The 14,499-nt window shown below is 69.1% G+C and carries 11 protein-coding genes; 9 read left to right on the top strand and 2 right to left on the bottom strand.

The features are described 5' to 3' along the window. Nucleotides 1-38: 38 nt before the first annotated feature. A complete protein-coding gene (locus ACWPWT_RS02650) occupies nucleotides 39-1,379 on the bottom strand; it encodes a sensor histidine kinase (RefSeq protein WP_454278443.1) in 1,341 nt (446 codons plus the stop codon). A 20-nt stretch (nucleotides 1,380-1,399) separates the two neighbouring features. Continuing rightward, nucleotides 1,400-2,080, bottom strand: coding sequence for a response regulator transcription factor (locus ACWPWT_RS02645; protein WP_454278442.1), 681 nt, complete (start codon nucleotides 2,078-2,080; stop codon nucleotides 1,400-1,402). A 215-nt stretch (nucleotides 2,081-2,295) separates the two neighbouring features. On the opposite strand from ACWPWT_RS02645, the gene ACWPWT_RS02640 reads away from it, so the two are divergent. Genes ACWPWT_RS02640 through pelF form a run of 9 tightly spaced genes read left to right on the top strand, consistent with a single transcriptional unit; the run spans nucleotide 2,296 to nucleotide 14,474 of the window. Continuing rightward, a complete protein-coding gene (locus ACWPWT_RS02640) occupies nucleotides 2,296-5,652 on the top strand; it encodes a M10 family metallopeptidase C-terminal domain-containing protein (protein ID WP_454278441.1) in 3,357 nt (1,118 codons plus the stop codon). A gap of 21 nt (nucleotides 5,653-5,673) precedes the next feature. Next, on the top strand, nucleotides 5,674-6,102 hold the full coding sequence (gene pelG, locus ACWPWT_RS02635) for an exopolysaccharide Pel transporter PelG (RefSeq protein ID WP_454278440.1): 429 nt from the start codon (nucleotides 5,674-5,676) through the stop codon (nucleotides 6,100-6,102). Continuing rightward, complete coding sequence (pelG, locus tag ACWPWT_RS02630) at nucleotides 6,033-7,070, top strand: exopolysaccharide Pel transporter PelG (RefSeq protein ID WP_454278439.1); 1,038 nt, start codon at nucleotides 6,033-6,035, stop codon at nucleotides 7,068-7,070. Before pelG (ACWPWT_RS02635) ends, pelG (ACWPWT_RS02630) begins: the two co-directional genes overlap by 70 nt. Further along, nucleotides 7,067-7,939 carry an endo alpha-1,4 polygalactosaminidase gene (locus ACWPWT_RS02625; protein WP_454278438.1) on the top strand — a complete coding sequence of 291 codons (873 nt, stop codon included), beginning with the start codon at nucleotides 7,067-7,069 and terminating at the stop codon, nucleotides 7,937-7,939. Before pelG (ACWPWT_RS02630) ends, ACWPWT_RS02625 begins: the two co-directional genes overlap by 4 nt. Then, nucleotides 7,936-9,663: a hypothetical protein gene (locus tag ACWPWT_RS02620; protein ID WP_454278437.1), complete on the top strand. Its 1,728-nt coding sequence runs from the start codon at nucleotides 7,936-7,938 to the stop codon at nucleotides 9,661-9,663. Before ACWPWT_RS02625 ends, ACWPWT_RS02620 begins: the two co-directional genes overlap by 4 nt. Next, nucleotides 9,660-11,138, top strand: coding sequence for a bacterial transcriptional activator domain-containing protein (locus ACWPWT_RS02615; RefSeq protein WP_454278436.1), 1,479 nt, complete (start codon nucleotides 9,660-9,662; stop codon nucleotides 11,136-11,138). The genes ACWPWT_RS02620 and ACWPWT_RS02615 overlap by 4 nt, the downstream gene beginning before the upstream one ends. 53 nt (nucleotides 11,139-11,191) lie before the next feature. Continuing rightward, on the top strand, nucleotides 11,192-12,139 hold the full coding sequence (locus ACWPWT_RS02610; protein WP_454278435.1) for a hypothetical protein: 948 nt from the start codon (nucleotides 11,192-11,194) through the stop codon (nucleotides 12,137-12,139). Continuing rightward, the gene (locus ACWPWT_RS02605; protein WP_454278434.1) at nucleotides 12,136-12,993 is read left to right on the top strand and encodes a hypothetical protein; all 858 of its coding nucleotides are present in this window, start codon (nucleotides 12,136-12,138) and stop codon (nucleotides 12,991-12,993) included. The genes ACWPWT_RS02610 and ACWPWT_RS02605 overlap by 4 nt, the downstream gene beginning before the upstream one ends. Next, nucleotides 12,966-14,474 carry a GT4 family glycosyltransferase PelF gene (gene pelF, locus ACWPWT_RS02600; RefSeq protein WP_454278433.1) on the top strand — a complete coding sequence of 503 codons (1,509 nt, stop codon included), beginning with the start codon at nucleotides 12,966-12,968 and terminating at the stop codon, nucleotides 14,472-14,474. The genes ACWPWT_RS02605 and pelF overlap by 28 nt, the downstream gene beginning before the upstream one ends. Nucleotides 14,475-14,499: the final 25 nt, after the last annotated feature.

Below are 14,499 nucleotides of genomic sequence, written 5' to 3'. Positions count from 1 at the left end.
GCCGTCCTTTGGGACGGCCCTTTTTTATGGGCGCGCGATCAGGGGGCGGGAAATCGCAGCGAGGCGCAAAGCCCGGGGCCCGCATCGCCCAGTATCAGCCGTCCGCGATGCAGCCGGGCGATCGCATCGACCAGCGGCAGGCCCAGGCCATGCCCCGATTTCCCCCGCGCCTGGTCGAGCCGCCCGAACCGGCGCAGCGCCTGGGCGCGATCCTCTGGCCGGATGCCGGGTCCGTCATCGGTAACGCGCAATTCCCACATGCCCTCCAGCGGCTCGAGCGCGACGCTGATCGCACCCCGTGGCGCGCCATATTTGATCGCATTGCCGATCAGGTTGACCAGCGCCTGGATCAGCAACTGCCGGTCCCCGACGAACGTCGCCGGGCCCGGCATGACCGAGACGCTCAAGCGCTGCCCGGCCTCTTCGGCGACGGGGATCATCATGGTCGCGGTGTCCTCGACCAGTTCCGCCAGATCGACGGGGGCGAAGCCCGCCTGTCTATGCCCGGCCTCGATCTCGGCGATGCGCAGCAGCGCGGCGAACATGGCGAGCAGTGTGTCGCACTGCGCCAGCGCGGCGGTGGCGCGCCCGGCCTGAACCGGATCGGCCGCCTCCTCGACGATCCGAGCCAATTGTCCGCGCAGCCGGGCAAGCGGGGTGCGCAGGTCGTGCGCGATGTCGTTGGACACGCTGCGCAGGCCCTCCATCAACCCGGCGATGCGGTCGAGCATCTGGTTGAAGGCGGCGGCCTGCCGGTCGAATTCGTCGCCCGATCCGGTGACGGGGACGCGGTGGCGGATATGGCCCGCGACGATCGCCTCGACCGTGCGCCGCTGGTCGCCGATCCGGCGGCTGACCAGCATCGAAAAGGCGATGAGGCCCCCCAGGACGATCAGGATGATCGACCCGAAACCGATCAGATAGATATGCGTGCGTGTCGTGCGGTAGCTGTCGAACGGCTCGGTTTCCGCGATAACCGCCAGCCGCCGCCCCGCGCCAGCCTCGCGGACCAGCGCACGGCCATGCGACAGGCCAACGATCCCGTCTCCCTCGCGCAGATCGGACCCGCCAAGGGGCAGGCGACGGCGCAATATGATATTGCCGCCCAGCGGCTGCCCCGCGGAATCGAGCAGCGCCAATCCGACATCGCCGGTGTCGCGCTGCTGCGACAAACGGGTGATGCGGGCCAGCAGTTCGGCCGTCGGCACCATCGCCTGCCCGGCCTCGCGCTCCAGTACCAGGTCGCCGATCGCCTCGATCCGCTGGTCGACCAGCCGGGCCACGGTCACGCGGTTCGCGGCCAGGATCGACAGGCCGGTACCGATGGTGGCGATCAAGAACAGGATCAGGACATAGGCCGTCAGCCTGGGCAAGCTCATCCGCCGGATCGCCCGTTCGATCATGGCTTCAGCGAATAACCGATCCCGCGCACTGTCTCGATCGGGTCCTCGCCGCCATCTTCGGTCAATTTCAGGCGCAACCGTCGGATATAGACGTCGACGATGTTGGTCTCCGGCTCGAAATCATAGCCCCAGACGCGCTCGATCAGCATTGCGCGGGTCAGCACTTCGCCCGCATGGCGTGCCAGTTCGGCCAGCAGCTTGAGTTCCAGATTGGCCAGCGTGATCGGATGCCCGCCGCGCCAGGCGCGAAAGCTGGTCGGGCTGACCACGATGTCGCCGGCGCGGATCGTATCGGTCTCGCTGATCGTCCAGCGCCGCCCGCGCATCACCGCATGGATGCGGGCGTTCAGTTCCTCGGCGGCGACGGGCTTGACGACATAGTCGTCGGCACCCCCCTCCAGCCCGTCGATCTTGTCCGATGCCATGGACAGCGCGGTCAACATGATGACCGGCACGGTGATTCCGCGCGCGCGCAGCGTCTCGACCACCGACAGTCCATCCAGCCGCGGCATCATCCGGTCGAGGATCACCGCATCATATTGCTCGCGGTCGAGCGCGGCGAGCGCCAGCCGCCCGTCGCCGACCCGCTCCACCCGGTGGCCCAGCGCGGCCAGTTCGGCCGTCAGGCTCCGCGCATAGTCTTCGTCGTCCTCGACCAGAATCAGATGCAGACTCATCGACAGCTTTCCAAAAGGCCTCCGCATTGCCCTATCGAGCCGAAACAGGGTGGCAAGATCGTCCCGGTCGTATCGTGATGGAACAAGTGGGACGGCGCAACGCGGACTCCGTGGATGCATGACGCAAACGTCATGCGTAACACACGGCAAAACAGGGAAAAGGCGCAGGCCCCGTCACGGGTTCGTCATGCTGCCCCTGGGGCGACGAGGGAAACATGGCGACCACGATCACGATCGACGGCAATCTGTCCGACTGGAACACGGTCGACCGCATCGATACGGGGCTGGGCGAGGGCTATTCCATCTATGCCAAAAGCGACGGCAGCGATTTCGTCTTCGCGATGACCGCGCCGATGGCGATCGGGGCGAACACCACCGCCTGGTTCAACACCGATCGCAACGCTTCGACCGGATACCAGGTCTTCGGCTTTGCGGGCGGCGCGGAATATAACGTCAACTTTAACGCCGACGGCACCGTCTCGCTCTATACAGGCAGGGCGGGCGAGACGCTGGTGCAGGCCAATCTACAGGCGGCCTGGTCGGCGGATCGCCAGACGGTGGAATTCCGCGTGCCCAAGGCGGCGATCGGCAATCCACAGGCGATCGACACCCTCTACGACGTCAACGACCAGGTGTTCTTGCCGGGCAATTACTCGGCCAAGCCGTTCACCGTCTTCAACGACACCGGCATCACCGCCGACCCGGCCCACCGCATCGCCATCGTCTGGTCCGAGACGACGGCCAATGCCTATTTCAGCAAGACCGCCTATTCGCAGCTGTTCATGGCGGCGCAGAGCCAGGCGATGCAGGCGGGCACGCCCTTCGACATCATCACCGAAGACGACCTGACCAACCTGTCGACGCTGGCCAAGTACGACTCGATCGTCTTCCCGTCGTTCCGCAACGTCCAGGCGGACAAGGCGGACGAGATCGCCCATACGCTGGAACAGGCGACCAAGCAGTTCGGCATCGGCCTGATCGCCGCGGGCGAGTTCATGACCAACGCCGCCGACGGCAGTGCGCTGGCGGGTGACAGCTATGCGCGGATGAAGCTGTTGTTCGACGCGACCCGCGTGACCGGCGGCTGGCCCGCCGACGTGACGATCAAGGCGGCGGACGCCAATCACAGCGTCCTCGACGGCTATACCACCGGCGAGACGATCCGCGACTATAAGGGCGTCGGCTGGAACGCCTTCACCAGCGTCAGCGGCACCGGAGAGACGATCGCAACCCAGACCGTCAATGGCCAGGACTATGCCGCCGCCATCGCGACGAAGACCGGCGGCCGCAACGTCATCTTCTCGACCGAAGCGGCGATGGCCGACGACAATCTGCTGCAAAAGGCGATCGACTATTCGGTCCATGGCTCGGCCAGCACCGGGGGCCTTCGCGTCGGGTTGCAGATGACCCGCGACGCCGGCCTGTTCGCGTCCCGCGTCGATATGGACCAGAGCCAATATTCGGACGAGGTGAAGCCCGAGGACGGCTCGGCGGGCATCTATACCAAGCTGCTGCCCATCCTCGACCAGTGGAAGACGCTCTACAATTTCGTCGGCAGCTATTACGTCAATATCGGCAACGACCCGTCGCAGCAGCGTTCGACCGACTGGTCGGTCTCGGCGCCGATCTATGCGAAGATGATGGCGGCGGGCAACGAGATCGGCCTGCACAGCTATACCCATCCCGAGGACACCAATGTCCTGACGCCCGAACAGATCGCCTATGAATTCGGGGCGGAACGCGCCGAGCTGGAAAAGCAGATGAGCGCCTATCTGGGCCGTCAGGTATCGTTGGGCGGCGCGGCGGTGCCCGGAGCGCCGGAGACCATCGCGACCAGCCAGGAAATCCTGAAATACGTCTCCTATCTGTCGGGCGGCTATACCGGTGTCGGGGCGGGCTATCCCAACGCCTTTGGTTACATGACCCCAGACAATGCGGCGGACGGCAAGGTCTATCTGGCGCCCAACACCATGTTCGACTTCTCGCTGATCGAGTTCCAGAAGAAGACGGTCGCCGAGGCGGAGGCGGAATGGGCCAGGGAACTGGCGACGCTGACCGCGCATGCCGATGCGCCCGTCATCGTCTGGCCATGGCATGATTACGGCCCCGCCATGTGGACGGGCGACGCGACCCAGAGCCCCTATGTCACTGCGATGTTCACCAACTTCATCGCCAAGGCGGCAGCGGCGGGCGTCGAGTTCGTGACGCTGGCGGACCTCGCCAGCCGCGTCTCGGCCTTTCACAAGGCGTCGATCACCACGACCGTGTCGGGGGATACGATCACCGCCAATGTGTCGTCGGCGGAGGCGCTCGGGACCTTCGCACTCGATGTCGACGGGCAGAAGGCGGGACAGGTCATCAAGAGAGTCGCGGGCTGGTACGCCTATGACGCGAACAAGGTCTTCCTGCCCAAGGCGGGCGGCACCTATACCATCACCATGGGCCAGGCGGCGGACGATGTGACCCACATCACCGACCTGCCGATGCGCGCTTCGCTGATCTCGCTGAGCGGCGACGGGCGCGACCTGAGCTTCTCGGTCGAGGGCGAGGGCAAGGTCGTGGTCGACCTGAAGGCGCCGGGCACCGACTGGACCACCGTGAAGGGTGCCGCCGTCACCAGCCTGGTGGGTGAGATCCTGACCCTCGACATCGGCGCGATCGGCCAGCATGACGTGTCGATCGGCCATGTCGCCAATAGCGGCCCGACCATCACCTCCTTTGGCGGTGCGGATAGCGGCCGCATGACGATCGCGGAGAATGGTACGGCGGTGACCACGATCGCCGCGACCGACCCCGATATCGCGCTGGGCGACTCGATCCACTATTCGATCGCGCAGGGCGGTGACGGCGCGGCCTTCACGATCGATGCGACCAGCGGCGTGCTCAAGTTCATTGCCGCGCCGGATTATGAGAATCCGACCGACGCCAATCGCGACAATCTTTACGACGTCACCGTGATCGCCATCGACGCCAAGGGCGCGATCGACACCCAGACGCTGTCGATCGGGGTGACCGATGTGGTCGGCATCACCAAGACCGGCACCATCTTCGGCGACACGATCAACGGCACCCGCGAGCAGGACGTACTCGACGGCGGCTGGGGCAATGACGTGCTGAACGGCCTGGGCGGCAACGACCGGCTGGTCGGCGGTCTGGGCGACGACACGCTGAACGGCGGCGACGGCAATGACGTGTTGATCGGTGGCTGGGGCCGTGACACCCTGACCGGTGGCGCGGGCAAGGATGTGTTCCGCTTCGAATCGACGCTGGACAGCCTGGCCTCGTCGCTGCGCGATGTCATCACCGACTTCCGGTCGGGCGAGGACAAGATCGACCTGTCGGCGATCGACGCCAACACCTCGCTCTTCGCGCGCGGCGATCAGGCCTTCACCTTCCTGGATACGGCCGGTGCCCGGTTCACCGGCGCGGGGCAGTTGCGCTTCAGCTATCAGATGATCGGCGGCAAGGAATATACCGTCGTCGAGGGCAATACCGACGCGCTGGGGCTGGCCGATTTCTCCGTGGCGCTGCTCGGCCACCACAATCTGACCGCGAACGATTTTTATTTATAATTGGCGGTTAGGACCGCCATTATGGCGGGTATCGGGTTCCAACTGGCCAAGATGGCACGCGAGGGCGGTGTCGGCGGTATCGCCGGCGCCGCCCTTCACGGTGCGCTGATCAGTTCCGGCCCCTGGCTGATCACCGCGATCGCGATGATCCTGCTTCAGCATTGGGCCCCCGGCGCGATCGGCGCGGGCGAGGCGGCCATGGTGCGCACCGTCCTGATCTATGGTTTCAGCCTGTCGGCGCTGATCGCGGGACCGATCGCGATCCTGGCGACCCGGCTGGCGGCGGACCGGCTGTTCGCGCGCGATGCGGGCGGCGTGCCGGGTATCCTGCTGGTCGCGATGGTGGCGGGCGGGGGCTTGCGCTGGTCATGGGGGCGGTGGTGTTCGGCGGGCTGGCCGGACTGCCCTTCATTCGGGCGGGGCTCGCCAGCCTGTTGCTCGGCTGGCTGACCCAGATATGGATCGCCTCGCCGATGCTGACCGCGTTGCGGCGCTACCGTGCGGTGCCGGTCGCCTATCTGATCGGGATCGCGGTGGCGGCGGTGGCGCTGATGCTGTTGCGGCATCCGGGCGGGACGCTGGTGCTGGCGGCGGTGACCGGGGGCGTGGGCGTGACCTTGGGTGCGATCCTGGTGATCCTCCACCGCTATTTCACCGTATCGCCGGTCCTGCCGTCGCGCGACCTGATCGGCTGGCGGCTGGCGCTGATCGTCGCGGCCGCCGGGCTGGCGGGCGCGGTGGCGATCTGGATCGACAAATGGCTGCTCTGGAGCGGGCCGGGCAGCATCGCGGCGCTGGGGCGGTTGCGGCTCAACCCGATCAACGATGCGGGCAGCTTCCTCGGCCTGCTGACCATGGTGCCCGGTCTGACCCTGCTCCTGATCGTCAGCGAGACGCGGTTCGACCGGGGTTTCGACAATGTGATGGCGCGCTGCACCGGCACCTCGACGCTCGCCCGGATCGAGGAGGCGCGCGGCGAACTGATCGAGACATTATTCGACGGTCTGCGGCTGCTGGTGCTGATGCAGGCGCTGGTCGCGGCGCTGGCCTGGGTCTTGGCGGTGCCGTTGTTCGAACTGATCGGCGCCGATCCGCGCGGCATCTTCGCCTTTCGCCACAGCGCGGCGGGGGCGGTGTTCCATCTGGTGGCGATCGGGGCAACCATCGTCCTGTCCTATTACGACCTGTTCGCGCGGATCGTGCTGATCTGGACGAGCTTTGCGGTGGCGAGCGCCCTGGCGGTCTGGCTGCAATGGGATGCCGGATCGGCGGCGTTCGGCTGGGGCTATATGGCGGGGGCGGTGGTCGCGGCCTCGGTCGGGATCGCACTGGTCGCCGATGCGACGATCCGGCTGGTCTATCTGCTGTTCGTCGGAAACAACCCCGCCGTGGTCGGGCGGGAAGGGCGTTGGGCATGACGGGTGAGATGATGGGACGCCGCACTATCCTGGGGCTGGGGGCGGGCGCGCTGGGGCTCGCGGTGGCGTCGCGGCACGGGATGGCGGAGGAAAGCGGCGCCTGGAACTGGGGCGTCGATTATGGCGCGGCGACCGACCCGGCACTGGCGCGGCGTTTCGAACTGCTGGTGCTGGAGCCGCATCACGCCCGGCCGATCGCACCGCTGCGGGGGCCCGGGAGCCGCCTGTTCGGCTATGTCAGCCTGGGTGAAGTCGAGCATAACCGACGCTATTTCGCCGCACTCGACCGGGCGGGGGCGTTGCGCGCGCCCAATCCCAACTGGCCCGATGCGCGCCATGTCGACCTGCGCCATCCCGAATGGACCCGGATTCTGATCGAACAGGCGGTACCCGCGATCCTGGCGCTCGGCTATGACGGAATCTTTATGGATACGCTCGATAACGCCGAGGCGATGGAGCGACAGAACCCGACGCAGAACAAGGGCATGGTGGCCGCCGGTGCCGCGCTGGTCGCGGCCCTGCGCGCGCGGTTTCCCGCCATCTCGCTGATGCTGAACCGGGGCTATGCCGCCTTGCCCGAGGCCGCGCCGCATATCGATTATCTGCTGGGTGAATCGATGGCCTCGCGTTGGAGCTTCACGCAGAAGCGGTATGAGATGCTGTCCGACAGCGACTGGCAGTGGCAGGCCGAGCGGCTGCGTGCCGCCCGGGTCCGCAACCCCCGCCTGTCGCTGACCACGCTGGATTATTGGGATCCCAGCGATCGGCGTACCGTCGCGGCACTCTATGCGCGGGAGCGGGCGGCGGGTTTCCATCCCTATGTCGCGACGCTCGCGCTCGACCATCTGGTGGCGGAGCCCGCGGGATGACGCGCACCGGCTCGAAGCGCTGGATGGCGATCGCGCTGCCCGTGGGGGCGGGGGGCGCGGTGCTGGCGCTCGGCCTGTTCCTGATGCCCAGCACGCGTGAGGTGGAGCAGGCCGGACGACGCGCGACCGCGCCGGTCGCGGCGACCTTGGCGGTGCCATCGTCTCCTGCGGTGCCGGTCGCAAGCCCGTCGCGCGCGCCCACGCATCCCGATCTCGCCGCCGTGCTGAACACCGCCGACGCCGGGACGCTGGCCGCGCTGACCCGCACGCTCGCCGGGCAGGGCGTAACGGTCGCCAGCCTGCAGGTCGCCTATGACCTAGTCGCGGCGAACCGACCGGCGGTGGCGCTCGACTATCTGGCGGCGATGCCCGATGGCGCCACACCCGCGACATGGCCGCTCAGGGTCGAAACCCTGCGCAAGCTGGGCCGCCGCGCCCAGGCCGAGGCGCTGCTGGAGCAAGCCGTCCGGCGGCCGGGCGGCGTGGCCCCGTCCGCCATCGTCGCGGCGGGCTATGCGCTCGATCGCCCCGACCTCGTCATCGCGGCGGCGGCGTCCGGCGCGATTCCCCCGCCCGATGTCAAACTGGCTCGCGACCTGGCCCAGCGGGCGGAGGCGAAGCAGCGGTTCGACTGGATCGCGCGACTCGATCATACGCCTGCCGCCGACTGGCGCGCGGTCGACCCCTGGCTGGCCCTGCGCATCGCGTTGCGCCAGGGGGACAGCGCCGCCGCCCTGCGGGCGATCACCGGCCTGCCCGACGACGAGAGGGACGCGGCGCAGGCCCAGTTGATGACCCGCACCGGCGATCGGGAGGGGATGCGGCGATGGCTGCTCGCCCGGGCCGAGCGGCCGGGCGCGATGCTGCCCCCATTGGCCGAACAGCTGCTGGTGCTCGGGGCGCGCGACGATGCCATCGCGCTGCTGCGTCGCGCGGCGAGCGGGCAGTCCGCGACCGCGTCGGTCAGCCAGCGGCTGCTCTATCTGATGGGTCCGCGCCCGGCAGCGGCGGACCGCGATTGGTTGCGGCAGCAGGCCCTGTCCGGCGCGCCGTCCGAACAGGCCCGCTGGTTGTCCGCCTATGCCGAGCGCGAGGCGCCGGGTGCGGCCCTCGCCTTCGTCCAGCGGCATCCGCTGGCGGACAGGACCGAGACGTTGCTGCTGCGCCTGCAACTGGCGCAGGCGGCGGGTGATCGGGGCGGTGCGCGGCAGGCGATGGCGGCCCTGCTCGACGGGCGGCCGCTGGAGCTGGGGCTGTTGCGTCGGATGACTGCCTTGGCCGACGGTCTCGATCCCGCGCAGAGCCGGGCCCTGGCCGAGCGCCGGGTCGCCGCCGGGGTGGCGGGGCCACGCGATCGGCTCGATCTGGCCTGGGCGGCATGGAATGCGGGCAATGCGGCCCGGACGCGGGACTGGCTGCGCGAATATCTGGTCGCGGCCCCCGCCGACCTGCCCGCGCTGCGCCTGATGGCGGATGCGCAGGCGCGATTGGGCGGCGCGGCGGCGGCGCGGCCCTGGCTCGAGCGGGCGCTTCTTCAGGCGCCGCCGGGTGGACGGACCCGTGCCGAGTTGCTCGACCGGCTGGGGCGGCAGGCCGAGGCGCTGGAGCTGGTGAGCACGCTACGCCGGGAATCGCCGCGCGATCCCGAACTGGCGGCGTTGCAGGCGCGGTTGCTGATCGCCTCGGGCCAGCCGGGCCGCGCCCGCGCGGTGCTGACACCATGATCGCGGTCGATCCTTCCTTGGCGGGCGCGGCGCAACTGGTGGTGCCCGACACGGTCTTCATCGACCGCCGGATCGTCGCATCGGGCGAACCGCGCTTGATCTGGCCGGGCGGCACCCTGTTGTCGCTCGACCGGCGCGAAGGGGAGTTGATCGTCACCTTCGATCGCCCGCCGACCGAGGACGCGATCGCCCTGTTCCGCGATCTGGCAGGGGCGGCGATCGGCGAGCTTCGCTGGAACGATGTCAGCCTGGTGCTGCGCCCTGCGACCGGATGGAGCATGGATGCGCGGATCGTCGGCACGATGCTGACGGTCGATTTCCGCCCGGCCACCATTCCGGCCACCGGTTCGGAAGGCAACGGGACAGAGCCGAGGCGAGAACTGGCACGCACCATGATCGAGGCGGATCTCGCCGCGGGTTATCCGGGGCGCGGCCGCCGCGAAGCGCAAGAGTTGCTCGCCAGCGATCCGGCGGACCGGCGCGCGCGGCGATTGCTCGGCGATGCACGGGCGTTGGACGGCGACGTGGCGGGCGCGGCGCGCGCCTATCGGGACGTCGGGGCGAACGATCCGGCGGCGCGGCGCGTGATTGCGGCATCGAGCGGCACCGCCAGTGCCGGGATCGTTGCGCGTGAAGGCGGCGATCTGGGCCAGCTGGAGGCCAGCGTCCGGGTCGAGGCGCCGGTGGCGGATAGGGTGGCCGTCCAGGCGGCGGCCCGTCACCTCGTCAGCCGGGTCGATGGCCCCGCCGGGCGACGTGAGGCGGCGGCGTCGATCGTCGATGCCGGGCTGGGCGTGGCGCTGAGCGATTCGGTGCGACTGTCGCTGATCGCCTCCGCCGCGCTGGACGATGGCGTGACCGGCGGCGGTGCGCGGATCACCTATGGCCCCGCCGAGGCGCAGTTGCGGGTCGGCCTGACCCGTCACATGCCCGATTATGCCGCCCCGGCGCAGGTGCTGGCGGGCGGCTATCTTTCCCGCGCCGCACTGGGCGGGGTGTATCGGATCAACTCCGGGCTGGTCGGACAGGCGGATCTGGGCGTCAATCGCTATGGCCTGGCGGGGGAGCACGGGGCGACCGACACGATCACGCTGGCCGCCGGAATCGAATATCTGATCCGGCGGCGCTATCCGCTGCTCGGGTTGAGCTACCGGATGGAGGCCGAATATGTTCGCCGCACCGCGCTCGACCGGGACGGCAATCCGCTGATCGCGCTGGCGGATCGCGAGAATCACACCGTCCAGGCGATGCTGGGCGAGGCGGTGGGCTCGGTTCAATTGACCGGGCTGGCCGGATGGACGGTCGACCGGTTCGGCGGCGATGGCCCCAATGCGAGCCTGGCGGTGGCGGCACCCATCGGCCTGATGTGGCGCGTCGAGGCATCGGGCGGCCTGACCTCGATCAGCCGTCCGGGCTTCTCGGGTCAGCAGCTGTTTGGCCGCGCCGTCCTGACGCGCAGTCTGGGCGGGCTGTGATGCAGGAGGCGCCACCATCCCAGGTCAAGCCGCCGCGTAACTGGCGACGCGGCGTGCGGATCGCCCTGGAGATCGCGATCGTGTTCGGCCTGTTGGCGGCGATCGACCATGGCCTGACCGGCGGCACGGGTTTCGCCGATGTCCGGCCCAGCCCCTATTGGATGCCGGTTCTGGTCATGGCGCTGGTCTATGGCACCGGGCCGGGGGTGGTCGCGGCGGCGATCGCATCCGCCTTGTGGCTGGTCGCGGCGCATGGCGATGGGCAGGATAGGGACTATCTCGACACGCTGCTTCACCTGTCGCTGCCGCCACTGCTCTGGGGCGTCGCGGCGGTGATGATCGGCGAGGTGACGTTGCTGCGTCAGCGGCGGCTGGCCCGGGCCGTGCGGCGCGCGACCCAGGCGGTCCGCGACATGGGGCGGATGGCCGATGCGCATGACCGGCTGACCCGTACCAACCGCATCCTGCAACGCCGCGTGGCGACCGACCCCCGGACCATGGGCCATGTCGTGGCGATCGCGACCCGGCTGAGTGCCATCGATCCCGCCGGGCGTCACGCGGCGATGGCGGAACTGATCGAACTGGCGGCATCGAGCGACGACTTCACCTGTTATCGCCTGGGCCCCGACGGGGCGCATGGCTGGCTGCGTGGCCGGGGGGTGCAGGGGCACAGCCTGGGCCGTCCCGCCACGTTGCCGCCGGCGATGACGGAGGGGCTGGCCGACAGGCCGGGCATCCGCCATGTCGCGCGGCGATCGGACCGCGAATGGCTGGCGGGGCTGGGCGTCGCGGCAGTGCCGCTGGCCGATGCCGCCGGGGCGGTTCGGGGCCTGTTGCTGTTCCATTCCATTCCGATCGAGGCGTTCAACGCGCACCGCATCGCGGAACTCGCCGAAATCGCCGGCTGGCTGGGTCCCTTGGTGTTCGACCAGGGGCAGGGCGGCTTGCGAGCCGTCCGCACGGCGCGGGGCGAGGATCATCCGGCGGGGCGGGTCGCATGACCGCGCGCTACACGGCGCTCGCCATTCTCGACCTGGGCTGGATCGCCGTGTCGCTTCAGGGCGGGCTTGGCGTGGCGGCGGCCTTGCTGGGCCATGCGGCGCTGACCCTGTGGACCTGCGTCATCTGGCTGCGATCCGATCCCCATGGCGGTTTCGCGGCGGCGGTTCTGGGACTGGCGGGGCCGGTCGGTGTCATGCTGGGACAGAAGCTGGGGCGGATCGCCGATCGCCGGGCGGGGCGGCCATCGTTCGACCCCGTGGCGGGAACGGAGCGCCACGGGGCGCGGCGCAAGGGAGCCGCGCTGGAAATGGCGCGGCTGCTCGATGGGCGGGTGCATTATCCCGCACCGGAGGGGCTGGACTCGCTGGTCGCGGTCCTCCGCCACGGATCGGTCGCGGCCCGCCGGCGCGCGCTGGAAACCGTGGTGCGCGCCTTCGAGCCGGGCCTGTCGCCGTTGGTCGCACGGATGCTCGACGATCCGGACCAGACGATCCGCGCGCTGGCCGCCGCCGCCTCCGCCCGGATCACCCAGAATCTGGCGGAGCAGCGCGCCGCGCTGGAGGCGCGGATCGCCGCCGGGGATGAGGCCGCGGTCGAGATATTGGGGCATTTGCTGGCCGAGCATGGCTGCGCCAATCACCTGCTGTCCGATACGCAGCGCCAGAAGCTGCGCGACGATGCGGCGCGCCTGCTCGACCGGCAGGGCCTGGGCCAGGACGCGGCACGACTGGCGGTCGAGGCGGCTTGGCGCGCGCGCGACTATGCCGCGATCGACCGGATCCATGCGGCATCCTCCGGCCCGGAGGATGAGGACGACATGGCACCATGGTGGCGGGCCGAGGCGGTGCGATGAATGCGGCGCTGCATGGCGAGGTCGAGGCCGATGTCTGCCTGATCGTCGAGGGAGCCTATCCCTATGTCATCGGGGGCGTGTCGGGCTGGCTTCAGGATCTGATCGCCAACCTGCCCGACATCCGCTTCGCCATCGCCGCGATCAAGCCGAGCCCCGCCGAACTGCCCTTTCGCATCGCCCCGCCGCCCAATGTGGTGGCGATCACCGAGATCGGCCTCGCCCCCGCCGCCAGCGCGCCTCGTCGCATCCCCGAGGCGGTGGCCGTGCGGATCGCCGACGCACTGATGGTCTTCGTCGCCACCGGGCGGCAGGAGGCGATCGCCACGCTGCTCGACCTGTTCGCCGGGCTCGATCCCATGCCCGCGCCGGGCGACATATTGGCGCATCCGGCGACCTTTCAGCGGTTGCAGCGCCATTATCGCGCGATCCTGCCGCGTGCGTCCTTCCACCATTATTTCTGGGCGATGCGCACGCTGCTGGGCGGATTGCTGGCGGTGCTGACGGCGCCTTTGCCGCGCGCGCGGGTGTATCACACCATCTCGACCGGCTTTGCCGGGCTGCTCGCGGCGCGGGCACGGCACCAGACCGGGCGGCCTGCCTTCATCACCGAACATGGCATCTATCTGCTCGAACGCCAGATCGAGGTGATGATGGCCGAATGGATCGGCGACCAGATCGATACCGGGCTTCAGATGGAGCGAAGCGTGCGCGATCTGCGCGACCTGTGGGTGCGCGCCTTCACCAGCTATGCCGAGGCCTGTTACGACGCATGCGACCCGATCGTCGCCCTATATGGCGAGAATAACGCGGTGCAACGGCGGCTGGGCGCGAAGCCGGACCGGGTGCGGGCGATCCCCAATGGCGTCGACGTGCACCGCTTCGCGCATCTGGCCGATGCGCGCGATCCGGCGCGGCCGGTGGTGGCGCTGCTCGGGCGGGTGGTGCCGATCAAGGACGTGAAGACCTATATCCGCGCCGCCGCGATCGTCCATGACGCGCGGCCCGACATCCGCTTCGTGGTGCTGGGGCCCGAGGACGAAGACCCGGAATATGCCGCCGAATGCGCGGCGCTGGTCGCCGAACTGGGGCTGGGGGATGCGCTGTCGTTCGAGGGGCGGGTGCGGATCGAGGACTGGATGGCGCGGATCGACCTGCTCGTCCTGACCAGCCTGTCCGAGGCGCAGCCGCTGGTGATCCTGGAAGGGGGCGCATGCGGCATCCCCGTCGTCGCCCCCGATGTCGGCAGTTGCCGCGAGATGATTGAGGGGCGCGGCGGATCGGACAGCGGCCATGGTGGAATCGTCACGCCATTGGTCAACCCGGCCGCCACCGCCGCGGCGATCCGGCAGATCCTGGACGACCCGGCGCTGCGCGACCGGATGGGCGAAACGATGCGCGAGCGGGTGAAGCGCGACTACGATCACCCGACGATCATCGGGGCGTATCGGCGGCTCTATGGGGAATTGGCGGCGCGGGGATGATCCTGTCCGGCCTGGGCGGGGTGGG

This window comes from Sphingomonas sp. Marseille-Q8236 (assembly GCF_965112005.1).
This window is presented reverse-complemented; position numbering and strand designations above follow the sequence as displayed.

Coding starts and splice junctions, on each gene's coding strand:
- ACWPWT_RS02625 (WP_454278438.1), top strand. CDS start 7,067: ATGACGGGTGAGATGATGGGACGCCGCACTATCCTGGGGCTGGGGGCG.
- ACWPWT_RS02620 (WP_454278437.1), top strand. CDS start 7,936: ATGACGCGCACCGGCTCGAAGCGCTGGATGGCGATCGCGCTGCCCGTG.
- pelF (WP_454278433.1), top strand. CDS start 12,966: ATGGTGGCGGGCCGAGGCGGTGCGATGAATGCGGCGCTGCATGGCGAG.
- ACWPWT_RS02615 (WP_454278436.1), top strand. CDS start 9,660: ATGATCGCGGTCGATCCTTCCTTGGCGGGCGCGGCGCAACTGGTGGTG.
- ACWPWT_RS02640 (WP_454278441.1), top strand. CDS start 2,296: ATGGCGACCACGATCACGATCGACGGCAATCTGTCCGACTGGAACACG.
- ACWPWT_RS02645 (WP_454278442.1), bottom strand. CDS start 2,080: ATGAGTCTGCATCTGATTCTGGTCGAGGACGACGAAGACTATGCGCGG.
- pelG (WP_454278440.1), top strand. CDS start 5,674: ATGGCGGGTATCGGGTTCCAACTGGCCAAGATGGCACGCGAGGGCGGT.
- ACWPWT_RS02650 (WP_454278443.1), bottom strand. CDS start 1,379: ATGAGCTTGCCCAGGCTGACGGCCTATGTCCTGATCCTGTTCTTGATC.
- ACWPWT_RS02605 (WP_454278434.1), top strand. CDS start 12,136: ATGACCGCGCGCTACACGGCGCTCGCCATTCTCGACCTGGGCTGGATC.